Annotated in this window: 19 protein-coding genes, 8 tRNA genes and 1 pseudogene; 18 read left to right on the top strand and 10 right to left on the bottom strand. The window is 44.9% G+C overall.

The annotated features are described in order from the left end of the window. Positions 1–2 precede the first annotated feature (2 nt). On the top strand, positions 3–782 hold the full coding sequence (fliR, locus tag VME0621_RS14750) for a flagellar biosynthetic protein FliR (protein WP_006074298.1): 780 nt from the start codon (positions 3–5) through the stop codon (positions 780–782). Next, a complete protein-coding gene (flhB, locus tag VME0621_RS14755; protein ID WP_062462695.1) occupies positions 775–1,923 on the top strand; it encodes a flagellar biosynthesis protein FlhB in 1,149 nt (382 codons plus the stop codon). The genes fliR and flhB overlap by 8 nt, the downstream gene beginning before the upstream one ends. Here the strand turns inward: flhB and fdhF are convergent. Then, positions 1,904–6,019, bottom strand: coding sequence for a formate dehydrogenase subunit alpha (gene fdhF, locus VME0621_RS14760; protein ID WP_062462692.1), 4,116 nt, complete (start codon positions 6,017–6,019; stop codon positions 1,904–1,906). The genes flhB and fdhF overlap by 20 nt on opposite strands. A gap of 424 nt (positions 6,020–6,443) precedes the next feature. Between fdhF and VME0621_RS14765 the strand changes: the two genes are divergently transcribed. Further along, on the top strand, positions 6,444–6,851 hold the full coding sequence (locus VME0621_RS14765; RefSeq protein WP_062462689.1) for a hypothetical protein: 408 nt from the start codon (positions 6,444–6,446) through the stop codon (positions 6,849–6,851). Between the two features lie 351 nt (positions 6,852–7,202). Here VME0621_RS14765 and VME0621_RS14770 read toward each other — a convergent pair. Further along, positions 7,203–7,279 (bottom strand) — tRNA-Pro (locus VME0621_RS14770). A 255-nt stretch (positions 7,280–7,534) separates the two neighbouring features. Between VME0621_RS14770 and VME0621_RS14775 the strand changes: the two genes are divergently transcribed. From VME0621_RS14775 to rluF, 3 genes and pseudogenes are all read left to right on the top strand, one after another. Further along, a complete protein-coding gene (locus VME0621_RS14775) occupies positions 7,535–7,675 on the top strand; it encodes a DUF3149 domain-containing protein (RefSeq protein WP_038229728.1) in 141 nt (46 codons plus the stop codon). Between the two features lie 139 nt (positions 7,676–7,814). Further along, entirely contained in the window at positions 7,815–8,396 is a 582-nt protein-coding gene (gene smrA / locus VME0621_RS14780) for a DNA endonuclease SmrA (RefSeq protein WP_006075558.1), read from the top strand. A 76-nt stretch (positions 8,397–8,472) separates the two neighbouring features. Then, positions 8,473–9,339, top strand: a pseudogene (rluF, locus tag VME0621_RS14785) (23S rRNA pseudouridine(2604) synthase RluF); the annotation flags it as partial. 182 nt (positions 9,340–9,521) lie between these two features. On the opposite strand, the gene ybaK reads toward rluF, so the two are convergent. From ybaK to hemA, 8 genes are all read right to left on the bottom strand, one after another. Continuing rightward, positions 9,522–9,998, bottom strand: a complete 477-nt coding sequence (gene ybaK / locus VME0621_RS14790) for a Cys-tRNA(Pro) deacylase (RefSeq protein ID WP_038229724.1) — start codon at positions 9,996–9,998, stop codon at positions 9,522–9,524. A gap of 117 nt (positions 9,999–10,115) precedes the next feature. Next, positions 10,116–11,780 (bottom strand): bifunctional UDP-sugar hydrolase/5'-nucleotidase UshA, encoded by a 1,665-nt coding sequence (gene ushA, locus VME0621_RS14795; protein ID WP_038223381.1) that lies wholly within the window; start codon positions 11,778–11,780, stop codon positions 10,116–10,118. A 373-nt stretch (positions 11,781–12,153) separates the two neighbouring features. Continuing rightward, positions 12,154–13,005: a 3-deoxy-8-phosphooctulonate synthase gene (gene kdsA, locus VME0621_RS14800; RefSeq protein ID WP_062462686.1), complete on the bottom strand. Its 852-nt coding sequence runs from the start codon at positions 13,003–13,005 to the stop codon at positions 12,154–12,156. A 17-nt stretch (positions 13,006–13,022) separates the two neighbouring features. Beyond that, on the bottom strand, positions 13,023–13,832 hold the full coding sequence (locus VME0621_RS14805) for a SirB1 family protein (RefSeq protein WP_062462682.1): 810 nt from the start codon (positions 13,830–13,832) through the stop codon (positions 13,023–13,025). A gap of 3 nt (positions 13,833–13,835) precedes the next feature. Further along, complete coding sequence (locus tag VME0621_RS14810; RefSeq protein WP_006075551.1) at positions 13,836–14,219, bottom strand: SirB2 family protein; 384 nt, start codon at positions 14,217–14,219, stop codon at positions 13,836–13,838. A gap of 33 nt (positions 14,220–14,252) precedes the next feature. Continuing rightward, positions 14,253–15,101, bottom strand: coding sequence for a peptide chain release factor N(5)-glutamine methyltransferase (gene prmC, locus VME0621_RS14815; protein ID WP_174522836.1), 849 nt, complete (start codon positions 15,099–15,101; stop codon positions 14,253–14,255). Positions 15,102–15,110: 9 nt separating this feature from the next. Next, positions 15,111–16,199 (bottom strand): peptide chain release factor 1, encoded by a 1,089-nt coding sequence (prfA, locus tag VME0621_RS14820; protein WP_038229716.1) that lies wholly within the window; start codon positions 16,197–16,199, stop codon positions 15,111–15,113. A gap of 27 nt (positions 16,200–16,226) precedes the next feature. Continuing rightward, on the bottom strand, positions 16,227–17,486 hold the full coding sequence (hemA, locus tag VME0621_RS14825; RefSeq protein ID WP_038229713.1) for a glutamyl-tRNA reductase: 1,260 nt from the start codon (positions 17,484–17,486) through the stop codon (positions 16,227–16,229). 172 nt (positions 17,487–17,658) lie between these two features. Here hemA and lolB point away from each other — a divergent pair, with 172 nt between their 5' ends. The 12 genes from lolB (at position 17,659) to VME0621_RS14885 (ending at position 23,145) form a co-directional block, all read left to right on the top strand. After that, positions 17,659–18,279, top strand: a complete 621-nt coding sequence (lolB, locus tag VME0621_RS14830) for a lipoprotein insertase outer membrane protein LolB (protein ID WP_062462680.1) — start codon at positions 17,659–17,661, stop codon at positions 18,277–18,279. Between the two features lie 11 nt (positions 18,280–18,290). Further along, positions 18,291–19,163, top strand: a complete 873-nt coding sequence (gene ispE / locus VME0621_RS14835) for a 4-(cytidine 5'-diphospho)-2-C-methyl-D-erythritol kinase (RefSeq protein WP_062462794.1) — start codon at positions 18,291–18,293, stop codon at positions 19,161–19,163. Between the two features lie 27 nt (positions 19,164–19,190). Further along, positions 19,191–20,141 carry a ribose-phosphate pyrophosphokinase gene (locus VME0621_RS14840; protein ID WP_031495558.1) on the top strand — a complete coding sequence of 317 codons (951 nt, stop codon included), beginning with the start codon at positions 19,191–19,193 and terminating at the stop codon, positions 20,139–20,141. 121 nt (positions 20,142–20,262) lie between these two features. Next, positions 20,263–20,853 (top strand): aminoacyl-tRNA hydrolase, encoded by a 591-nt coding sequence (gene pth / locus VME0621_RS14845; RefSeq protein ID WP_062462677.1) that lies wholly within the window; start codon positions 20,263–20,265, stop codon positions 20,851–20,853. Positions 20,854–20,863: 10 nt separating this feature from the next. Next, positions 20,864–21,955, top strand: coding sequence for a redox-regulated ATPase YchF (gene ychF, locus VME0621_RS14850; protein WP_031495560.1), 1,092 nt, complete (start codon positions 20,864–20,866; stop codon positions 21,953–21,955). A 293-nt stretch (positions 21,956–22,248) separates the two neighbouring features. Further along, positions 22,249–22,325: transfer RNA gene (locus tag VME0621_RS14855), tRNA-Met, on the top strand. Between the two features lie 38 nt (positions 22,326–22,363). Continuing rightward, positions 22,364–22,448: transfer RNA gene (locus tag VME0621_RS14860), tRNA-Leu, on the top strand. Positions 22,449–22,482: 34 nt separating this feature from the next. Then, a tRNA-Gln gene (locus VME0621_RS14865) sits at positions 22,483–22,557 on the top strand. An 82-nt stretch (positions 22,558–22,639) separates the two neighbouring features. Beyond that, positions 22,640–22,716: transfer RNA gene (locus tag VME0621_RS14870), tRNA-Met, on the top strand. Positions 22,717–22,799: 83 nt separating this feature from the next. Beyond that, positions 22,800–22,884: transfer RNA gene (locus VME0621_RS14875), tRNA-Leu, on the top strand. A gap of 41 nt (positions 22,885–22,925) precedes the next feature. Beyond that, positions 22,926–23,002, top strand: a tRNA-Met gene (locus VME0621_RS14880). Positions 23,003–23,060: 58 nt separating this feature from the next. Beyond that, positions 23,061–23,145 (top strand) — tRNA-Leu (locus tag VME0621_RS14885). The last annotated feature ends 41 nt before the right edge of the window (positions 23,146–23,186 follow it).

The raw sequence follows: 23,186 nt of genomic DNA on the forward strand, positions 1-23,186 counted from the left end.
TGATGCAGCTTACATTTACTGAAATCACTCAATGGCTTGGTATTTTATGGTGGCCATTTGTCCGTTTAACGGGCCTATTTCTTATTGCGCCTTTCTTTGGTGACAACGCGATTCCTGTAAGAGTTAAGCTACTGTTTGCTTTTATCTTTTCGTTACTGCTGGCTCCGCTGGTCCACGAAGTGCCACCCTTTAATCCATTTAGTATCGATACCCTATTGTTTTCTCTGTATCAGTTAATTTTTGGTTTCCTCGTTGGCTTCGCCGTTATGATCTTCTTCACTATTTTTTCTATTGCAGGACAAGCTATTTCGATGCAGATGGGACTAGCGATGGCGGTGATGAATGATCCAGCTAATGGCATCAGTATCGCCATTATTGGACGGATTATGTTTATCACCTCAATGCTACTGTTCCTATCCCTTGATGCGCATTTGGTGGTGCTGTTGGTGTTCAAAGAGAGCTTTACCTATTGGCCGCTTGACTCCACTTTCCCCTTCAGCAGTATCGATTATGTACTCAAAATGGTGTCGTGGATGTTTGCGACAGGTTTGCTAGTGGCAGTGCCCGCGATAGTGGTGATGCTGCTTAGTAACATCACTTTTGGTCTGATGAATAAAGCGGCCCCTTCCCTAAACGTGTTCGCACTTGGTTTTCCAATGACCATGTTACTGGGCTTATTTGCGTTAATGGCATCCTTAACGGGTATTGGCGATCACTACTTTGATTTAGTTCTGGAGCTTAACCAACACCTGCATTACATGTTGAGGCTACCTAATGTCTGAGCATCAAGATTCGGGCGATAAAAGTGAACAGCCCAGCCAACATAAACTCTCCAAAGCTCGCAGAGAGGGACAAGTTCCGCGTGCCAAAGAGTTTGTCTCTTCTATCACCCTTATCAGCGTGGTGGCCTATTACGTCCTGAATATCGATATGATTAAGCAAACATTTATTGAGCTGTTCTTAGTCAGTTTTCAATTCGATACTCAAACCATCAGCCATTGGATGACTTCGGTCGAACTGTTAGGCACCGCCCTTTTTTCCATGGTGATGTTGTTTTTTCCGCTATTGATTTACCAAATTATCGCCGCCATATTTGGCTCTACTTTATTGGGAGGGTGGATTTTCAGCCCTTCATTACTAACGCCCAAGCTTGAAAAAATCAGTCCTATAAAAGGGATAAAGCGTATTTTCTCAACACAGTCAGTGGTGGAGCTGTTTAAAAATGTGTTTAAGGTAACGCTGTTTTTCAGTTTGTTGTACTGGGTGATTTCCAGCTATATCTCCGTCATCACTAACCTGGTAAGTGCCCACTTTGATACTGTGGTGTTCACTGTCGCTACGATTACCATAGAGTACCTTGGTTACTTGCTGCTTATTGTTCTGATATTTGGCCTTTTTGACTTCCCCTATCAGCGTCATGAATTTACTAAGCAAATGAAGATGACTAAACAAGAGGTAAAAGATGAGCATAAGGAGCAAGAGGGGCGCCCGGAAGTGAAGGCGCGAATCCGACAAATCCAAACTCAAAATGCCAAACGAGGTGCCAATGAAAGAGTGCCAAAAGCCAATGTGGTGCTCACTAACCCTACGCAATATGCCGTCGCCTTGATTTATGATTTGACTCAGGCCGAAGCACCTTTTGTTGTTGCGAAAGGCAAAGATGAAGTGGCGGTATACATTCGTGAATTGGCAGCGAAACACAGTGTTGAAGTGGTGGAAAGTGCTGAGCTTACTCGAGCTATTTACAATACGACCCAAGTTGACCAAATGGTGCCTAATCAATTGTTTGTGGCCATCGCTCACATTCTTACCTACGTTAACCAACTGAAAGCATGGCGCCAAGGACAAAGAAGCAAGCCAAATGGCTTGCCTCGTTTCGATATCCCTAAGGTTTGGTCTGATCCTAATGAACCGGCTGAGTAACCGTCTCTAGTCTGACAGCCGACACTTTAAACTCAGGTATTTTGGCGTAAGGATCCGTAGCGGTATTGGTTAGCTTGTTCGCTGCAGACTCGGCAAAGTGGAACGGCACAAATACCACACCTTGTTGCATTCGCTTAGTGACAAAAGCAGGCGCACTAATTTCACCACGGCGTGACACCAGTTTCACGGTCTCACCATTAGTAATACCTAATCGCTCTGCTTCTTCCACACTCACCATAATGCGTGGTCCCGCAAGATTGTCTAACCCTTTAGTTTTACGAGTCATAGTACCAGTGTGGAACTGTTCTAGAAGACGCCCCGTCGTCAATATTAACGGGTATTCGTCATCAGGGAGCTCTGCGGCATATTCGAATGGAATAGCTTTCATCGCCCCTTTACCGCGAACGAACTGGTCTTTGTGCATGATGCGCGTACCAAATGGCTTAACCTCATTACACGGCCATTGCAGACCATTACCACCTATCGACTGCCAACGAATACCATGATATTGCGGTGTTACATCGGCGATTTCCTCAGTAATATCCTGAACCGTTTGGTAAGCCCAATCACTGCCCATAGCATTGGCGATTTCTTGAATAATGCGCCAGTCTTCTTTCGCTTCACCCGGAGCTTGAACCGCAGGCACTAAACGCTGAACTCGTCGTTCTGTATTGGTAAAGTGTCCAGCCTTCTCTGCAAACGAGTAAGACGGCAGAACCACATCCGCGAGTTGCGCGGTTTCCGTTAGGAATATGTCCTGAACCACTAAGAAGTCGAGCGACTTCAATCCATGAATGGCGTGTGCTTGGTCTGGGTCACTGAGCACAGGGTTCTCTCCCATGACATACAACGCCTTAATGTCACCATCACAGGCACCATCAATGATTTCCGTCAGCGTTTTACCTTTCTCTGTAGGTAAGGTCTCGCTATTCCAAGCCTTAGCGAATTTGGCCTGAACCTCTGGATTAGTGACCTTCTGATAGCCTGGATAATCCGTTGGCAGAGCCCCCATATCACATGAGCCTTGAACGTTTGATTGACCACGTAGAGGGTTAATGCCGCCACCTTCAACCCCGACGTTGCCGCAAAGCATTTGTAGATTAGCTATCGAGCGCACGTTGTCGTGACCTGTCGTGTGCTGCGTGATTCCCATCGAGTAGAACACGGAAGTCACTTTGGCCGTACCAATAAGCTCTGCCAATCGCTCGATATCGAACGCAGCCACGCCAGTCACCAACGCAGCGTTAGCCGGTGAGTAAGACTCTTTACGAATCTCTTCAACCAAATCGCTGTAACCTTCGGTGCGCTCTTCGATATAGGCATCATCCTGCCAGCCATTTTTATCGATCACATGCATGATTGAGTTAAGCAACATAACGTCTGTGCCTGGACGATGACGAACATACAATTTGGCATGATCGACCATATCGATACGTTTTGGATCGGCCACAATCAAGGTTGCCCCGTCCGCAACTGCTTGTTTGATATGAGAAGCAATGATTGGGTGAGCAGCACTGGTGTCTGAACCAATAATAAAGATAACGTCCGAGTGTTTAATACTTGGAATATCGTTGGTCATCGCGCCACTACCAAACGCTGCTTCCAAACCTGTTACTGTCGAGGAGTGACACAACCGCGCACAGTGGTCGATATTGTTGGTGCCAATCTCACGACGGAACAGTTTTTGGAAGGCGTAGTTATCTTCGTTGGTGGTCTTTGCCGATGAGAAACCGGCCAAGCTGTCACTGCCATACATAGACTTAATTTTACTCAGCTTATCAGCGACGTACTGCACGGTTTCATCCCAAGAGGCCGGTACCAATTCGCCTGCTTTTCTAATCAGTGGCGTAGAAAGTCGCTCTTCACTTTGGATGAAATCAAAGCCAAAGCGGCCTTTCACACACAGCATACCTTGGTTTACTGGAGACGTTTTATCCCCTTTGACGTAACGAATTTTATTGTTCGCCGCATCCACGTACAGCTCAACACGACAACCCACTCCACAATAAGTACAAATGGTTTTTACCGGTGTCAGCATCTCGATTCGACCGTGGGATTTATCTCGCTTATCAGACAGTGCTCCCGTTGGACACACCTGAACACACGCACCACATTGAACGCAGTTGCTGTCGCCCATAGTGGCAGCGTTAGGGAAAGAAGGACGGTGTGAAGTTTCTGAAAAGTTTAAAATACCGTGAACCGATTCGGTCTGACACGCATGAACACAGGAGCCACAACTAATACAACGGTTTGCATCGAAAACAATAAACTCGCTGGTTTTGTCCACTGGGAACATTTTGCGCTGGTTAATGTTTATCTCTCGATAATCCACTTTGTACTCGGTGGCGTAATCGCGAAGGTCACATTGAGTGTTTGCTTGACAGCCGCACTCTAAACAGCGCGCAGCCTCAGCAATAGCCTTCTCATCCGACATACCTAGTTCAACCTCTTGATAGGTTGTTTGGCAGGCTTCTACCGACAACTGCTCTGCTTTAGCTCGTGCTTTGGCTTTTTCTTGCAGATATTCTGTTTGGCGAACTTCGCTCAAACGCTCTGCCTTGTGACTATTAAACGCTCTAGGTTCAGGTTTAAAGTGACCTTGAAGAATGTAACGCTCAATAGCATCGGCAGCTTTCTTGCCATCAGCGATAGCTTCAATGGCCGTCGCTGGTCCACGCCTGAAATCACCAATACTGTATACATTGTAACCATGGTGCATCGAATCACCGTCAGAAGACGCAGTACCCCAATCGGTCAAAGGCAAAGGATGTTTGGCGGATTTAAGAAACTCGACGTCCGGTTTTTGCGATAACGCTGAGATAACAGTATCAAAAGCGACAGTCTCAGTTTTACCAGTGGAGACAGGGCGACGTCGACCAGAGCTATCAGGCTCACCCAACTCCATTATCTCTAACTCAATATGCTCAACACGCCCCTGTGAATCGGCAAGGTTGCATTTAGGGTTGGTCAAAAACTTAAACTTAACCCCTTCTAGCTCTGCCGCTTCAATTTCATGCAGTTCGGCTGGCATCTCATTTCGAGTGCGACGATAAATGATGGTCGTCTCCGCACCTTCGCGAATGGCAGTTCGCGCACAATCAATCGCGGTATTACCACCACCGATAACGGCCACCTTCTTGCCAATGGTGAAGGTTTTGTCCGTCATATGGTCTTTTAGGAAATCAACACCAAGTACACAGCCCTCTAAGTCAGAGCCCGGATATGGCATATTGACCGCTTTGGTTGCTCCAACAGCAAGGCAGACCGCCTCATAGTTGTCTGTCAGCTCATCAAGAGCAATATCTTTACCAAGAAGTGTGTTGGTATGGATTCTCATCCCACCACGGCACATCAGCTCAATTTCTTTATCCAGAATATCTTTCGGTAAACGGTACTCTGGAATGCCATAGCGAAGCCAGCCACCAGCCTCTGGCATAGATTCAAAAATGTCGACAGCAAAACCTTGGTAGCTAAGGTAATAACCACATGCCAATCCACCTGGCCCTGCACCGACAATGGCGACTCGGTGGCCGTTGTAAGGGAGTTTCGGCGGCTCAAATTGCTCGGCTAGCGATAAATCAATATCCGCAGCGTGACGTTTCAGCTGGCGAATTGCGAGCGGTTCGTCAACCAAGGTACGACGACATTCATGTTCACAAAAAGCAGGACACACACGACCAATGGAAATCGGCATAGGTAGCGTGTCTTTGATGATTTTTACGGCTTCGTGATGATCGCCTTGTGCGATATGGTGTAGGTAGGTTTGAATATCGACATGTGCAGGACATGCGACTTTGCAGGGTGCTTCACAGTCGGCATTGTGATCCGCAAATATTTTATTGAGTGCCTGTCTTCTAAGGTTGTTAATTTGAGCGGACTGAGTAACGATGGTCATGCCATCTTGGATTTTTGTCTCACACGCCTTAACAATACCTTTCCCCACCACTTCCACGACACAAAGGTCGCATGACTGCTTGTCGTCGTGCTTACTGATGGAGCAAAGAGAAGGGACATCAACTTGAATATCTTTTGCGACATCTAGGATGCTCTTGTTTTCGCGCAGAAGATACGTTTGACCGTTGATAATTACATTCATATAGAGCTATCTCTTTCAGATCGATGAAAAAACTCCACTGAACTCGCACTCGAAAGCACACGACGTTATCGCCGTGTAAGAAAGGTAACACGCAGTTTATTGACGCTATCTAGCGACTGAAAAACCTCGTAGACACAAAACCTTGTAATAAGTACGACAAACCATCAGTCAATCTCTGCTCTAATGATCCGTGTCACAGTGGTAGAACAAATCTAAAATGAGAAATCTTGGTGCTCTCAGGGAGTCCCCCTTCAAGGGGATTTAAATTAGGAGCGAAACTACCTTAATTATACCCACAGTATAATTAAGGTCAAACATCCCTACTTTAAGTGAGTGTAATTCTCATTGGCGTAAAATGGTAAATAGTGAATCGCAGTGATTGATACCTTAATCGGGTCAGCAGAAATCATAACGAGGATTCAAAATGAAAGTACTTAAAGATATCACCATCAGCTCTATTATCACTACTGTCGTAATGCTAGTACTCAATGCTTCTTGGGACTGGGTGTTCATTGCAAGCCTTGAAGTGGCAGTATACGCATCAGTGGTGTTAACCGGCATGCTTAAAGGTGCTATCTCGCTTGAAAAAGTTATGGCGTCGTACTTTCTTAAGCACAAAACTCTACCAAAGCTAAAACGTGGTATTTCGTCTTACATCATCTTAGTGGGCTCGAAGTTTCTCGCCATGGGCATTATCGCTATGCTGTTCGGTCAGCATGTGGCCTTTACAGGAGCATTTGGTGGCGTTGTCGCGTTCTTCGCTATTATCTTTGCCGTACTTGGCTTGGAAGGTGTCGTAGTAAAACTCGGCAGCAAAGCTAGATTAGCTTAAAGAAGTGTTTGATACTCAGAAATGCAAAGAACCTCGCTAAAAAGCGAGGTTCTTTTGAAAGTAAAAAGCCCCGCTATGAAAGCGAAGCTCCTTGAAAATGGTCGGTTAAGAGGGATTCGATGGGACTGGCCGTCCAGCCCTTGACCCGCATGGGTTCTTCTCCACTACTAAAACTATGCTTAGAAAGTAAAAAGCCCCGCTATGAAAGCGAGGCTTTTTGAAAAGTGGTCGGTGAAGAGGGATTCGATGGGACTGGCCATCCAGCCCCTGACCCGCATGGGTTCTTCTCCACTACTAAAATTATGCTTAGAAAGTAAAAAGCCCCGCTTTGAAAGCGAGGCTTTTTGAAAGTGGTCGGTGAAGAGGGATTCGAACCCCCGACCCTCTGGTCCCAAACCAGATGCGCTACCAAGCTGCGCTATTCACCGAGATTGTTGTCTTGAGTTTTGCTCAACAACGGATGCGTATATTAATGATAAATTCATTTGAAGCAAGGCTTTTATAACAACTTTCTTTGCATTTGAGTTTGATTGCTCATCATATCGCCAGAAGCACGAAAAATGTGACCAAATACACACAGTGACATACAGGTTATTAACACTCAAAGTACAATTGATCCAGATCAGTGTTCATTTTAACACCAAAAGTTAACTTATCCCTGTCGTCAATACTTTGGAGGAAACATGGACTTTTGGCTTGATCTCCTATTTGGTAATGCAGTGGGCTTATCTTCAATGCTAGTTATCTTTGCAGCGCTGGGCTTGATGCTGTTTTACGGTGGTTTCTTCATCTACAAAGTAATGAATGACAAATCTCCTCACTAGAATCGCTTAGCTTCTATTTCGAATAGAAAACCGCTATGCACCGGAGTGGATCGCCTGTTCACTCCGGTTTTTTATTGCTCTCACCTCTTGCTAATATTCGTATATACTCCAGTTAAAATGGCTTATCCGAGATGAAGTTATGTCTCAAGACGATGATCTAGATCTATTCCAACAGATGATGGGCGATGTGAAGCCGATTCACAGCGACACCGTTGAACTTAAAAAGACCCACCAAGTGTCTGACGCGCATTTGGCCAAGCGAGAAGCAGCGCTTTGGCTTTCTGAGCAAGACCCTGAGTACCTTTCAATTGATTATGCTCCGATGATCAAACCAGACGACTTAATTGAGTTTAAGCGTGATGGCATGCAGGAAGGTGTCTATCGCAAACTGAGACTGGGTAAATATCCGCTGCAAGCAAAACTCGACTTGCACCGGAGAACGCTTAAAGAAGCACGCGATGAAGTGGTGAAGTTTCTGCAACAGTGTATGCGTATGGACATCCGCACTGTGCTTATTGTACATGGGCGCGGCGAACGCTCTAACCCACCAGCATTAATGAAGAGTTATCTTGCACATTGGCTAACTCAGATAAAAGATGTTCAGTGCGTTCATAGTGCGCAGCGGTTCCATGGAGGAAGTGGTGCGGTCTACGTTATGCTAAGAAAGAGCCAAGAAAAGAAGCTTGAGAATCGAGAGCGTCATCAAAAACGTACGAGTTAAGTGACTTACCGCTCAGTTGAGTATAAAATACGCGACCTTAATTTTGTGTCTGACCAATATAGAGTGAATACTGCGCATGCCTAACGCTGCTGAAGGAAAACGCCTTAACAAATACATTAGTGAAACTGGCTTTTGTTCTCGTCGTGAAGCTGACAAGCTGATCGAACAACAACGTGTCACTATTAACGGCAAAATTCCTGAGATGGGAACCAAAGTGTTGTCAGGAGACAATGTTGAAATCGACGGTAAACCAGTTCGCAGCAAAGAGAAGCCAGTCTATATTGCGTTGAACAAACCAACGGGTATCACATGTACAACCGAACGTGATGTTCCGGGCAACATCGTTGATTTCGTTGGCCATCACAAACGTATCTTCCCAATTGGTCGACTAGATAAACCGTCCGATGGTCTTATCTTTTTAACTAACGATGGCGACATCGTTAACAAGATTCTCCGTGCGGGTAACAATCACGAGAAAGAGTATGTAGTACGTGTCGACAAACCTGTTACTCGTGATTTCTTGAAAAAGATGGGCTCAGGTGTTGCGATTCTGGACACTGTAACTCTGCCTTGTCGTGTCGAGCAAGAAACCAAATTTTCTTTCCGTATTACCCTAACTCAAGGGTTAAACCGTCAAATTCGCCGTATGTGTGAAGCACTGGGTTTCGAAGTGTTAAAACTTCGCCGAGTCCGCATTATGAACATCTCGATTGATGGAATTCCCAATGGCAAATGGCGCTACTTAACTGACCAGGAAGTGGCTGAGATTCACCGCCTTTGTGAAGGTTCAGTGAGCACGGAAGAAGCATCACGCAAAGATGCTAAAGGTCGTCATATCACTAAGGCTACCGATGCTAAGCTGCATGACGCTCGAGCAGAAGCAAAGCGTGAAAAAATGAAAACCTTCTCTGGACACGGTGCAGATGAGTTTCGTCGTAGCCCGAATAAAAACAAACGTCACAAGCAAGAGCAAGGACGTTCAGATAAGGCTCGTAATCACCATGGTAAGACGCAAAACCGTAAACCGGTCGCTGCTAAACCAGATTCATCTAAGCCAAGTAAGCCGAGAACGCGCGTTGGCGGTACCCTATCTCTCAAGAAATAGTCAGTGCAAATGAGGCCTGCTTAGGCCTCACATAAATTGACAAACTTCGCTCGCGTTAGCATCGCCAAATCACTCGGTGCTAACTCAATCTCCAAACCTCTTTTTCCAGCACTGACGCACATTTGTGCTCTCGCTTCCGCTGAGATATGAATAAAGGTCGGTAACAACTTCTTTTGACCAAGAGGGCTGATGCCTCCCAACACATAACCCGTGGTTTTTTGTGCGATATCTTTATCTGCCATCTCTGCTTTTTTCCCACCAGCCGCCTTTGCTGCGAGTTTTAGGTTTAGCTTTTCTTCAACAGGTATCACCGCTACAGCGAGGTTTTTCGGTTCTCCATTAATGGCGAACAGTAGAGTTTTAAATACGGATTCAGGATCTTGTCCTAACGCTTCTACCGCCTCTAAACCATAACTTTCATGCCTTGGGTCATGGTCATATTGATGAACGGTATGAGTGATTTTTTTCTTTTTGGCAAGGTTAATAGCCGGTGTCATAACGTATCCTTGATAGTCGCTACCGTTAACGTCGACTCTTGAGATTAGAGTCGTCAATATAGAAAAGCGGCGCCGAATGGCGCCGCTCTATTTTATCTACTAAACCGGAATAAAAGTCTAGTTCTTATAGATGATTTCGCCTTTAGGCTGATACTTATTCACATCGATTGGGCTGTTTGCTTCTAGGTACTCTTTAAGTACTTCCGCATCCACAAAGCCAGTGTTTACGTGACCAGGGTGACCTGTAAGCTTCGGATAACCGTCACCACCAGCTGCGTTAAAGCTTGGTACAGTGAAACGGTATGTTGCTTTAGGGTCTAGAGGCTTACCATTGATAACAACATTCGATACTGCATCTTTACCCACTGTCATTGAAATGCCAGCGAATTGAGCATAAGCACCAGAATCTACAGGTTTCGTTGCTACTACGTTCAAGTAATCGACAACTTCAGCACCTGTCATATCGGTGTAAGTAATAATGTTGCCAAATGGCTGTACGATAAGTACATCTTTGTAAGTCACATCACCTTCAGCGATAGAGTCACGTACACCACCAGAGTTCATGACGGCAAAGTCAGCTTTAGCACGTTCCATGTGAGCCGTACCAATCAGACGACCTAGGTTAGTTTGCTGGAAGCGAACAACATTACGGTCACCCTCTAGCTTACCGTTCGTTTCAGCAATTTTCGCACCTAGTTGCTCTTGGCCTTTTTCCTGGAATGGCGTTAAGAATGCCACCATTTCTGCATCTTTCTTGATTTCATCTTCAACAAGAACACGTTGCTTCTTGCCATCGATCTTAACTTTCTTCTTAAGGTTTACAGGGATAAGGTCATAGCTGACCATATCTAGCTCACCATTTTTGAATTCGTAGTCGGCACGGCCAACGTACTTACCCCACTCGTACGCTTGCACAATCCAAGTGCCGTTTTGGATGTCAGGCTTACATTCATCACTTGGCTTGAAGTTCTTCTTAACGACGTTAGGACCTTCCATACAAACCGGCTCTTGTGAGTGACCACCCACAATCATGTCTAAGTCGCCTTCATCAAGGTAACGAGCAAGCGCAACATCACCTGGGGCGTTTACACCACGCTTACCATTTTCGTAGTGACCCATGTGGGTAACTGCGAAAATTAGATCAGGTTTCTCTGTCTCTTTTAGCTCAGCGATCAGTTTCTTTGCTTCTACTTTCGGATCGCGGAACTCGATACCACCGATGTATTCAGGGTTACCGATCTTCGCAGTGTCTTCCGTTGTTAGACCAATAACAGCGATCTTAATGCCCTGCTTGTTGAAAATGTGGTATGCATCAAACAGGCGTTCACCTGTTTTCTTGTCATAAATGTTTGCAGACAGCATTGGGAAGTTAGCCCACTCTTTTTGCTTAAATAGCACTTCTAGCGGGTTGTCGAATTCATGGTTACCAAGTGCCATAGCATCGTAACCAATCATGCTCATACCTTTAAAGTCAGGCTCAGCATCTTGTAAATCAGACTCTGGAACCCCAGTGTTGATATCACCGCCAGATAGAAGCAGTACGCTGCCACCATCCGCTTCAACGTCAGCACGAATTTGGTCAATCAGCGTCTTACGCGCTGCCATACCGTACTCACCATATTTGTTTTCCCAGAAGCGACCGTGGTGATCGTTAGTATGAAGAATAGTGAGCTTATAAGTCTCATCAGCATTCCATTCTTGCTCTGGTTGGGTTGCGCATCCTGCTAGTGACGCGATGATAGCCGCACTTAGTACGGACTTAAACATAAGGCTTTTTTTCATTTTCATACCTTTGAATTTTGGGGATCCACTGCCTATAGCGTTGTATAAACGCCACACATTTGCCGATTTGTAACGAATAGACATAAAGAGAAACATCGACAAAATATGCGATAGTTTAAATTAACCCTACGAACATAACATTCTCATTTCACTTTTATGTAATCTATGTCACAAGTTGCTGAGTATCAGGTTATAAACTCATCAGAATAAATTTGTGATTCTACATAAGGTTAATTAAAGCACTGATGTATGGCGAGGGATTCAGCTGTTACGAGGTTGTAATTCTGAGAAGAAACGATTGCTCAACATATTTAGTGAACATAAAAAAGAAGCCAGTCTAAATGACTGGCTTCTATATCAGAAATAAGCACGCTTATTTAATGTCGATGTGCTTAAAACCTTTGATAAGATCATCCAACGCTTTCATTTGCGCTAAGAATGGTTCTAGCTTATCTAAAGGTAGTGCTGACGGACCGTCACATAGTGCTTTATCTGGATTCGGGTGCGCTTCAATAAATAGACCCGCAATTCCCGTCGCAAGTCCCGCTTTTGCAAGCTCGACCGTTTGTTCACGACGACCACCAGATGCCGCACCCGATGGATCACGCATTTGTAGTGAGTGCGTCACATCGAAAATGATTGGGCTACCGTTAGAAGCTTTTTTCATCACGCCAAAGCCAAGCATGTCGACCACAAGGTTATCGTAACCATGACATGAGCCACGTTCACAAAGAATGATTTTATCGTTACCACACTCAGCGAACTTATCAACAATGTTACCTACTTGCCCAGGGCTCATAAACTGAGGCTTCTTAACGTTGATAACCGCATTTGTTTTTGCCATCGCTTCAACAAGGTCAGTCTGACGAGCTAAGAAGGCTGGTAGCTGAATAACATCTACCACGTCAGCAACAGGTTGTGCTTGCTCTTCTGTATGAACATCCGTAATGATTTTCACGCCAAAGGTGTCTTTTAGCTCTTGGAAAATCTTCATGCCTTCTTCAAGGCCAGGACCACGATAAGAATGCACTGAGCTACGGTTCGCTTTATCAAACGACGCTTTAAATACGTATGGAATACCTAGCTTTTCTGTCACCTTCACATAGTGCTCACAGATTTGCATCGCTAAATCACGTGATTCCAGCACATTCATTCCAGCAAAAAGCGTGAACGGCTTATCATTTGCTACCGGGATATCACCTACGTGTACCGTTTTCATTTCCATGTTTGTTATCTCAATATTTAGTGAAGAGTGACAGGTGAGCGACTGATCGCCGAAACCTGCGTTTTCAGTAATTCTATTGCCGGATCATCTGGGCACTGATCGATGAAATACTGAAAATCAGTTGCCGCGATTTGATGACAATCCAGTTGTTGATAAATATAGCCTCTATCTCGAATCTCATAAGGGTCATCGGGAACAAAAGTCAAAGCCAGATCTGTACATTGCAATGCAAGCGTGTACTTCTCTTCTCGCAATAGTGCACTTTTAAGTAGAGCTAGCCAGCGACCAATTACCGTTGGGTTATCAACTGTCGTTAAATGTTTTGCCTCTAACTTCACCAACGGACCATCGTTACCAATTAGCCAAGCGTGTAAACGCTTCTTGCTAACATATTCCCCATCGTAAGGGTTGATGTAACTTGGTGCTTCATTTGGCCAACAGACTTTAATCAAAAACTGCGTTGGGAATGTTACGGCTTCTAAAGGAAGACCGAGCTTTCTCCCTAAGTAGAGCAAGATAGCTCCTAGGCTAACCGGTATGCCTTTGCGTCGCTCAAGGACTTTATCGATAAACGCATTTTCAGAGGAAAAATACGCATCATGGTCCCCACTAAACTGCCACTCGGTGTAAAACAGTCTTAGCAGCGAGTCTAAGCGCTGCTTATCATCGCGCAAATGGAACAATTGCTGCTCGGCTTCTTCTAGTAAACGAGCTAGCTCTAATTCCGCCCAATGATCTTGAGTATTTGGATCCACCGCTTTGTTTAAGATCAGTGCTCCTTCAACCAACTCAATAGCATCAAAATCTTCGTCAAACAGTTCAATCATTACTTACCCCATAAGGAATGGTGTTTTCAGCATGGCAATCTTAGCTGCCATCATTAACCATCCCAATGCGCCTAAGAACGCACATGTTCTTAATAAGTTGTTCTTTGCTAATTTAATCGTGAAAAACGCCAACGCAAAATAAGCCATAATGCAGGTGACTTTTTCGGTCATCCACGGCGCTGCAGCCGTAAATGGGACAAAACCTGTGATTGCAATCAAACCAAAGCCTGATAACAACAGTAGTGAATCATTAATGTGAGGGAAGCGTTTCAAAAACGGATGATTCACCTTCGGGGAGTTAGCGACCAGTAAGCCAAATCGTACTGATAGCAACACCACCGATATGGCGATGGTCATCAAGTGAAAATGCTTTAATCCTTCATACATGCTGCTTCTCTCTTTCTCTTTATTGTATTTCTGTTATGGGTTCCATTGCCCAAGTGTCACACGATCATTGCCGGCGTAATCTTGTTCAGTGACAACATGACAAAAGCCATTGCTTGCCAAGATTTCTCTTACAGCTTGCCCTTGCTCAAAGCCATGCTCAAACAACAACCAGCCGCCCTCAAGCAAATGAGTGGGCGCTTGAGCCGTGATGGTCTCAATATCCGCCAGCCCATTATTCTCAGCGACTAATGCCGTTGATGGCTCAAATCGAACATCACCTTGAGATAGATGGGGATCATTTTCGTCAATGTAAGGGGGATTGGAAACAATTACGCTAAATTTGTGCACAAGATCGACAGGTTCGAACCAACTTCCCTGCGCAAACTGACAATTGGTAATATTGAGTTTTGTCGCGTTGCTTCGAGCGAGCTCTACCGCTTCCGTTTGAAAATCAACTCCCATTACTGAGCGTGTTTTCAGTTCTGAAGCCAGTGCCAACGCGATTGCTCCGGTACCCGTACCTAAGTCTAAAATATCACCATCATTCACGAGAGCCTTATCAAGTGCGAGCTCAACTAAGCGTTCTGTATCAGGTCTTGGGATAAGCGTGCTTGGAGCGACATTTAAAGGTAGCGACCAAAACTCTCGTTCACCAAGAATATACGCCACGGGTTCGCCTGCGATACGACGATTTAACAGCGCCTCGAACTGCTCTGCTTCATTAGACGTTAATGCTTTTTCAGGCCAAGTAAGTAGATAACTACGTGGTTTTTCCAGAACATGACACAACAGGACCGCCGCATCTAATGATGGTGATTCGCTACCAGACCCAGAAAGAATAAGCGATGCTCGTTTGAGCACCGCTTCAATAGACATATCCAATGACATGGATTAGTTGTGCTCCGCTAGAGCCGCAAGTTGGTCTGCTTGGTGTTCTTGCAGTACCGGATCAACAAGAGACTGCAAGTCACCTTCCATGACTTCAGACAGACGATATAACGTCAAGTTGATGCGATGATCTGATACACGACCTTGTGGGTAGTTATAAGTGCGGATACGGTCACTACGATCGCCTGAACCTAACAGGTTACGACGGGTATCTGACACTTCAGCTGCACGTTTTGCTTCTTCTGCGGCAATAATACGCGCCGCAAGAACAGACATCGCCTTCGCTTTGTTCTTATGCTGAGAGCGCTCGTCTTGACACTCAACCACAGTCCCTGTTGGTAAGTGAGTAATACGAATAGCTGAGTCAGTAGTGTTAACGTGCTGACCACCCGCGCCTGATGCACGGAACGTATCAATTTTAAGATCAGCCGCTTTGATCTCTGGGATCTCTGCTTCAGGAATTTCAGCCATAACCGCAACAGTACATGCTGAAGTGTGAACACGACCTTGAGATTCTGTTGCTGGAACTCGTTGAACACGGTGGCCGCCAGATTCAAACTTAAGCACGCCATAAGCACCATCACCAGATACTTTAGCGATCATTTCTTTATAGCCACCTTGCTCTGATTCATTTGAGCTCATCACTTCGATACGCCAGCCTTTCTTCTCCGCGTATTTGCTGTACATACGGAATAAGTCACCTGCGAAAATACCTGCTTCATCACCACCTGCACCAGCGCGGATTTCTAAGAAACAGTTACGCTCATCGTTTGGGTCTTTAGGTAGAAGAAGCACCTGTAGCTCATCCGCTAGGCGCTCAATAGTCGCTTTCGCTTCTTTAATTTCTTCTTGTGCCATTTCACGCATTTCTGCGTCATCTTCGTTTGCCATATCTTCAGCCGCTTCAAGATCTTCTTGCGCTTGCTGATAGGCTTGGAAACACTTGGTCACTTCTTCAAGTTGCGAGTACTCTCTTGAAAGAGCGCGGAATTTGTCTTGGTCTCCAATGATCTCAGGATCGCCAAGTAGATGCTGAACTTCTTCATATCGTTCAACAAGAGTTTCCAATTTAACTAAAATGGAGGCTTTCATAATTGCAGTCTTTTCTCAGGGTAAGGCTTATTTAGTTTGGTCTAAACCCAAACTTTGTCGGATGACCATCAGTTTAGCAGGATCTCCCTGCTCAGCGGCATCTTGTAGCGCTTTTGTCGGCGCATGAATAAGCTTGTTTGTTAATTTATTACTCAGCTCAAGCAGAACTTTCTCAGGGTCTCCCCCTGCTGCTAACGCTTGTAAACTTTTTGACAGTATATCTTGTCGGGTGTCGTTTGCGTGTTTTCGGTATTGTCTGATGCTATCAACCGCTTGCAGTGAACGCATCCATGTCATGAATTGCGCACTTTCTTCACTAACAATCGCTTCTGCTTGAATCGCTTCGACTTTACGTTGCTCAATATTGCTATCGACGATAGATTGCAAATCATCAACCGTATATAGATACGCGTCACTCAACTCGCCCACTTGCGATTCAATATCTCGTGGGACGGCGATGTCGATAAGCAGCATAGGTTGATAGCGACGTTGTTTTATCGCTGATTCAACCATCCCTTTACCTATAATAGGCAGCGGGCTCGCAGTTGAGCTAATGACAATATCTGCTTTAGGTAGTACATCAGGTATTTCATTAAGTGCAATAACTTGTGCGCCAAACTGATTCGCTAATATTTCCGCTCGCTCTTTGGTTCGGTTAGCCACAATCATGTTCTTGCAACCGTGACCTTCCAAGTGCTTGGCCACCAGTTCAATGGTTTCGCCTGCACCAACTAAAAGCACAGTAGAGTCAGCAATCGACTCGAAGATTTGTCGAGCTAGGGTACAAGCCGCGTAAGCAACAGAAACGGCACTACCACCAATTTCGGTTTCAGTACGCACTCGCTTAGCAACAGAGAACGTCTTTTGAAAGAGTTTCTCAATGCCACCCTCTACAGATTGATGCTCACGGGCATCACTGTAGGCTTGCTTTACTTGTCCAAGTATTTGTGGTTCACCAAGGACGAGTGAATCTAAACCACATGACACGCGCATCAGGTGTTTTATTGCCGCTTGCTCTTCATAAACATACAGAGAAGGCTTCAACTCTTCTGCTGCTACATCGTGGAAACGAACAAGCCAGTCTATTAATTGTGATTTGTTGGAATCACCAGTATCACAGTAAATTTCGGTGCGGTTACACGTTGACAGAATCACAGAGCCATTAACTTTGGTATTTTCTCTTAGCTCATTCAGGGCTCTGTTGAGTTTTTCAGGTGGAAACGCCACCTTCTCCCTCAGATCCACTGACGCCGTATTGTGGTTTATACCAATTGCAAGCAATGACATGTAACGCGAATTCTCTGATACAGATTTGACAAATAGGCCAGAATTTTACTTGATGGCACCATTTATTGAAAGTCTCTTACCAATATGTTTTCCTGAGTTTGTGGGATTGATGCTATAGTCTGTCAATATTGTATTGAATTTGCACAATAAACCATCACGTAAGTTGTTTCCTATGTACAAACTCCATCGACGTCTTTTTTATTTTTTTGCGGCATTATTTCTGTTTGGGTGCAGTAGTTTGCCTCCAGAGCCAGAAAGTGTTGAATGGCAAGCACATAAAACCGAGCTTGAGTCTCTTACTCAATATACGGCCAGTGGCAAACTCGGTTATATTTCTCCAGACCAGCGCCAAACTCTCAACTTTCATTGGAGTCATTCCGATAATTTCACCCAAGTCCGTCTGACTACCTTCCTTGGTCAAACCGTGTTTAATCTTACTTCAACACCAAACGGTTCTTTTATCGAAACGTATGATGGACAAAAATTGTCCGGGAAAGATGTGAATGCGCTCATTGAGCAATTAACCGGGCTGGATATCCCAATCGAACAATTGAGCGATTGGCTGGTTGGCCTACCTGCAACTGCCGATATCTATCAGCTAAACCAATTTAATACCGTCGGCAGTTTACAAAAACGCATTGCCAACAAAGCGTGGAACCTTGATTATAATGAGTACCGCAGCTTTACACTTGAAGGGACAGAGAACTCATTGCCCATGCCGACTAGGATGCAATTAGTGCAAGGCGATACCAAACTCAATCTTGTCGTTTCAAAATGGACAGTAACACAGTGACCCAACATAAAATGATCACCGACACTACTTCATGGCCTAGCCCTGCCAAACTCAACCTGTTTTTATACATCACAGGCCGCCAACCTAATGGCTACCATGAATTGCAGACCTTGTTTCAATTCATTGATTTATGCGATGAACTGACTATTACCGCCAATACTAGTGGTCAAATTACTCTATCCCCAGATATTGATGGTGTCGCCACCGAAGACAACCTAATCTGGAAAGCAGCATCTGCGCTTCAAAACAGAGCTAACTGTACTTATGGTGCGCATATAGAGCTTAACAAGATTCTTCCCATGGGTGGCGGGATTGGTGGTGGTTCATCCAATGCGGCTACCGCACTAGTAGCATTGAACTTCCTTTGGCAAACCCGACTGACAACGGATGAGCTAGCGGAAATAGGTTTGGCATTAGGTGCTGATGTGCCAGTGTTCGTTCGCGGCTTCGCAGCTTTCGCTGAAGGTGTCGGCGAAAAACTGTCTGAAGCTACCCCTAAAGAACAGTATTACCTAGTTATTAAACCTGAAGTTAGTATTGCTACCGTCGATATATTCACACATCCTGATTTAACTAGAAACACGCCAAAGCGAGCATTATCAATGCTTTTGGACTCACCTTACGTAAACGATTGCGAAAAAATTGTCCGAATGCTGTATCCAGAGGTTGATAACCAACTTTCATGGCTGCTACAATACGCGCCGTCAAGATTGACGGGGACTGGATCTTGCGTATTTTCTGAGTTTAACAACGAGGAAGAGGCAGAAAAAGTCCTTGAAATGCTTCCTGACAATGTCTCCGCTTTTGTAGCAAAAGGATGCAATCGCTCTCCTTTACTAGAGACTTTGGCTAAGTATGAATTAGCCCTATTACAATCTGTTTAAACTGGACGCAACCCTGAGGTTTCCACCGTGCCTGATATGAAGCTATTTGCTGGTAACGCTACACCTGAACTAGCCCAACGTATTGCTGATCGTCTATACATCTCTCTAGGAGATGCTACTGTTGACCGTTTCTCTGATGGCGAAGTCGCTGTTCAAATCAATGAAAACGTTCGTGGTAGCGATGTATTCATCATTCAGTCAACATGTGCGCCAACTAACGACAACCTAATGGAGTTAGTGGTAATGATTGATGCAATGCGCCGCGCTTCAGCAGGCCGTATTACTGCTGTTATTCCTTACTTTGGTTATGCTCGTCAAGACCGTCGTGTACGTTCTGCTCGTGTGCCAATCACTGCAAAAGTTGTTGCAGACTTCCTGTCTAACGTTGGTGTTGACCGCGTTCTTACTATCGACCTACACGCAGAGCAAATTCAGGGCTTCTTCGATGTACCTGTAGATAACATCTTCGGTACTCCAGTGCTTCTTGAAGACATGGCTGACCGTGGTCTAGAAGATCCTGTTGTTGTTTCTCCAGACCTTGGTGGTGTTGTACGAGCTCGTGCAACAGCGAAAGCACTAGGTGATATCGACATCGCTATCGTAGATAAGCGTCGTCCACGTGCTAACGTTTCTGAAGTAATGAACCTAATCGGCGACGTTGAAGGTCGTGACTGTGTTATCGTTGATGACATGATCGACACTGGCGGTACGCTATGTAAAGCAGCAGAAGCGCTTAAAGAGCGTGGTGCTAAACGTGTATTCGCATACGCAACTCACGCAGTATTCTCTGGTAACGCAGCGAAGAACATCAAAAACTCGGTTCTAGACCAAGTTATCGTGACTGACTCAATTACGCTTTCTAAAGAAATGGCTGCAACAGGTAAAGTAACGCAACTTACTCTATCTAGCATGCTTGCAGAAGCTATTCGTCGCATCAGCAACGAAGAGTCAATCTCAGCAATGTTTACTAGCAAGTAACATTCGCACCTAATTTGAAAAAACCACTTCCTTATGAAGTGGTTTTTTTGTCTTCGCGTTTTTTGTACAGATTTAGTGTGCTATCATACCGCGCTTTTGAGATTCAAGAGAGATCTTAACGTTGACTCAGCAGATAAAATTGCTTGTAGGCCTTGCTAACCCAGGTCCTGAATATGTGAGAACTCGTCACAATGCAGGTGCATGGGTGGTAGAGGAACTCGCTCGTATCCACAATGTTACGCTAAAAAACGAAGCTAAGTTCTTCGGTCTCACTGGAAGAATTTTAGTGAACGGCAGTGATTTAAGACTGTTAATTCCAACCACATTCATGAACTTATCTGGCAAGGCCATTGCAGCCTTAGCAAAGTTCTACCAGATAAAACCTGAAGAGATCATGGTCGCTCACGATGAGCTAGACTTACCTCCAGGCGTTGCAAAGTTCAAGAAAGGCGGCGGTCACGGTGGTCATAATGGTTTGAAAGATACCATTAGCAAGCTGGGTAACAACAAAGAATTCTATCGTCTTCGGATTGGCATTGGTCATCCGGGACACAAAGACAAAGTGGCGGGTTATGTCCTTGGAAAAGCGCCAGCAAAAGAGCAAGAATGCCTTGATGCTGTCGTTGACGAATCCGTCCGTAGTTTAGACATCTTACTAAAAGATGGACTAACAAAAGCACAAAATCGCTTACACACCTTCAAAGCTAAATAAGGTTACAATCATGGGTTTTAAATGTGGCATCGTTGGTCTACCAAACGTTGGTAAATCAACTCTGTTTAACGCACTGACTAAAGCAGGCATCGAAGCGGCTAACTTCCCGTTTTGTACTATCGAGCCAAACACAGGCGTAGTACCTGTGCCAGATCTACGTCTAGATGCACTAGCGAAAATTGTTAATCCACAGAAAATTTTACCAACAACGATGGAATTCGTTGATATCGCAGGCCTAGTTGCTGGTGCGTCAAAAGGTGAAGGTCTTGGTAACAAATTCCTAGCTAACATCCGTGAAACTGACGCGATCGGTCACGTTGTTCGTTGTTTTGAGAACGAAAACATTGTTCACGTAGCAGGTAAAGTATCACCAATCGAAGACATCGAAGTGATCAACCTTGAACTAGCTCTAGCCGACCTTGATTCTTGTGAGCGCGCAATTCAGCGTAACGCTAAGAAAGCAAAAGGTGGCGATAAAGACGCGAAGTTTGAGCTAACCGTACTTGAAAAACTACTTCCAGTTCTAACGGAAGGTGGTATGGCACGTACTGTTGATCTCGCGAAAGAAGAACTAGCAGCTATTGGCTACTTAAACTTCCTAACGCTAAAACCAACCATGTACATCGCAAACGTTAATGAAGATGGTTTTGAAGATAACCCATATTTAGACGCTGTTCGTGAGTACGCAGAGAAAGAAAACAACGTTGTTGTAGCCGTATGTGCAGCTATCGAATCAGAGCTTTCTGAGCTTGATGATGAAGATCGTGAAGAGTTCCTTGCTGATATGGGCATTGAAGAACCGGGCCTAAACCGCGTAATTCGTTCTGGTTATGAGCTACTTACTCTGCAAACCTACTTCACCGCTGGTGTGAAAGAAGTACGCGCATGGACTATTCCTGTTGGTGCAACTGCGCCTCAAGCTGCAGGTAAAATCCATACAGACTTCGAAAAAGGCTTCATCCGTGCAGAAGTTGTTGGTTATGACGACTTCATTCAATACAACGGTGAATCTGGTGCAAAAGATGCGGGTAAATGGCGTCTAGAAGGGAAAGAATACATTGTTAAAGATGGTGATGTTATTCACTTCCGCTTCAACGTATAAGTTGCCGAGCACCTAAACTGATTAAAAAGCCAGCAATTGCTGGCTTTTGTTGTTTTATAAGGTCTGCCGTTGTTCAGTCACTTTGTAAAAACACATTAACTTTATGGTAGAGCGATGATAATTGAACAGCAGATTTAGATCAGAAACAGAGCGGTTTGATTAAAAAAAGTTCGAACGGCACTTTTTCGCTAATTTCTTCGCAAAAAAAGTTGACGCATCAAATTCAACTCCGCATAATGCGCCCCGTTCTCAGCGATAAGGCAACTTTCGAAGAGAATCAACAATATGGAAATGGCTACGTAGCTCAGCTGGTTAGAGCACATCACTCATAATGATGGGGTCACAGGTTCGAATCCCGTCGTAGCCACCATTTCCTAAGCACTCTTGTTTAGAGTATTTAGGAAATATGCGGAAGTGGCGGAATTGGTAGACGCACCAGATTTAGGTTCTGGCGCCGCAAGGTGTGAGAGTTCAAGTCTCTCCTTCCGCACCATATTTAGTGTGATTGACACTTTAATCAATCTTGTTGGGCTATCGCCAAGCGGTAAGGCAGCGGCTTTTGATGCCGCCATTCCCTGGTTCGAATCCAGGTAGCCCAGCCACAATTTAAGTGATAACGTTTTTTTTAGAAAAACTGTTGGCACTAGAGCGTAGTTTGTATTATATTCTCTCGCTCTCAAGAGTGGCTACGTAGCTCAGCTGGTTAGAGCACATCACTCATAATGATGGGGTCACAGGTTCGAATCCCGTCGTAGCCACCATTTATTTGAACTTGTAGGTTCGCCTTCAAGTACAACGTTAAGATTGAGTTTTACCAATTACTCTCTTAACTATAAGTTTTGTTGCGGAAGTGGCGGAATTGGTAGACGCACCAGATTTAGGTTCTGGCGCCGCAAGGTGTGAGAGTTCAAGTCTCTCCTTCCGCACCATTATTTCTCTTGAAATATAGAGCGAAGTGAAAACTTCAAATGGCTACGTAGCTCAGCTGGTTAGAGCACATCACTCATAATGATGGGGTCACAGGTTCGAATCCCGTCGTAGCCACCATTAATTACAACGTTAAGATCGAGTTTTACCAATTACTCTCTTAACTACAAGTTTTGTTGCGGAAGTGGCGGAATTGGTAGACGCACCAGATTTAGGTTCTGGCGCCGCAAGGTGTGAGAGTTCAAGTCTCTCCTTCCGCACCATCTTTTAGTGTGATTGACACTTTAAACAATTCTGTTGGGCT

This window comes from Vibrio mediterranei (assembly GCF_900088415.1).
GTDB classification, from domain to species: Bacteria; Pseudomonadota; Gammaproteobacteria; order Enterobacterales; family Vibrionaceae; genus Vibrio; species Vibrio mediterranei.

Excerpts from the sequence above, each read along its gene's own strand:
- hemA (WP_038229713.1), bottom strand. The coding sequence starts at position 17,486 with ATGTCATTGCTTGCAATTGGTATAAACCACAATACGGCGTCAGTGGAT.
- fliR (WP_006074298.1), top strand. The coding sequence starts at position 3 with ATGCAGCTTACATTTACTGAAATCACTCAATGGCTTGGTATTTTATGG.
- ybaK (WP_038229724.1), bottom strand. The coding sequence starts at position 9,998 with ATGACACCGGCTATTAACCTTGCCAAAAAGAAAAAAATCACTCATACC.
- VME0621_RS14810 (WP_006075551.1), bottom strand. The coding sequence starts at position 14,219 with ATGTATGAAGGATTAAAGCATTTTCACTTGATGACCATCGCCATATCG.
- ychF (WP_031495560.1), top strand. The coding sequence starts at position 20,864 with ATGGGTTTTAAATGTGGCATCGTTGGTCTACCAAACGTTGGTAAATCA.
- VME0621_RS14775 (WP_038229728.1), top strand. The coding sequence starts at position 7,535 with ATGGACTTTTGGCTTGATCTCCTATTTGGTAATGCAGTGGGCTTATCT.
- VME0621_RS14765 (WP_062462689.1), top strand. The coding sequence starts at position 6,444 with ATGAAAGTACTTAAAGATATCACCATCAGCTCTATTATCACTACTGTC.
- VME0621_RS14805 (WP_062462682.1), bottom strand. The coding sequence starts at position 13,832 with ATGATTGAACTGTTTGACGAAGATTTTGATGCTATTGAGTTGGTTGAA.
- ushA (WP_038223381.1), bottom strand. The coding sequence starts at position 11,780 with ATGAAAAAAAGCCTTATGTTTAAGTCCGTACTAAGTGCGGCTATCATC.
- kdsA (WP_062462686.1), bottom strand. The coding sequence starts at position 13,005 with ATGGAAATGAAAACGGTACACGTAGGTGATATCCCGGTAGCAAATGAT.
- smrA (WP_006075558.1), top strand. The coding sequence starts at position 7,815 with ATGTCTCAAGACGATGATCTAGATCTATTCCAACAGATGATGGGCGAT.
- fdhF (WP_062462692.1), bottom strand. The coding sequence starts at position 6,019 with ATGAATGTAATTATCAACGGTCAAACGTATCTTCTGCGCGAAAACAAG.
- prfA (WP_038229716.1), bottom strand. The coding sequence starts at position 16,199 with ATGAAAGCCTCCATTTTAGTTAAATTGGAAACTCTTGTTGAACGATAT.
- lolB (WP_062462680.1), top strand. The coding sequence starts at position 17,659 with ATGTACAAACTCCATCGACGTCTTTTTTATTTTTTTGCGGCATTATTT.
- ispE (WP_062462794.1), top strand. The coding sequence starts at position 18,291 with ATGATCACCGACACTACTTCATGGCCTAGCCCTGCCAAACTCAACCTG.
- flhB (WP_062462695.1), top strand. The coding sequence starts at position 775 with ATGTCTGAGCATCAAGATTCGGGCGATAAAAGTGAACAGCCCAGCCAA.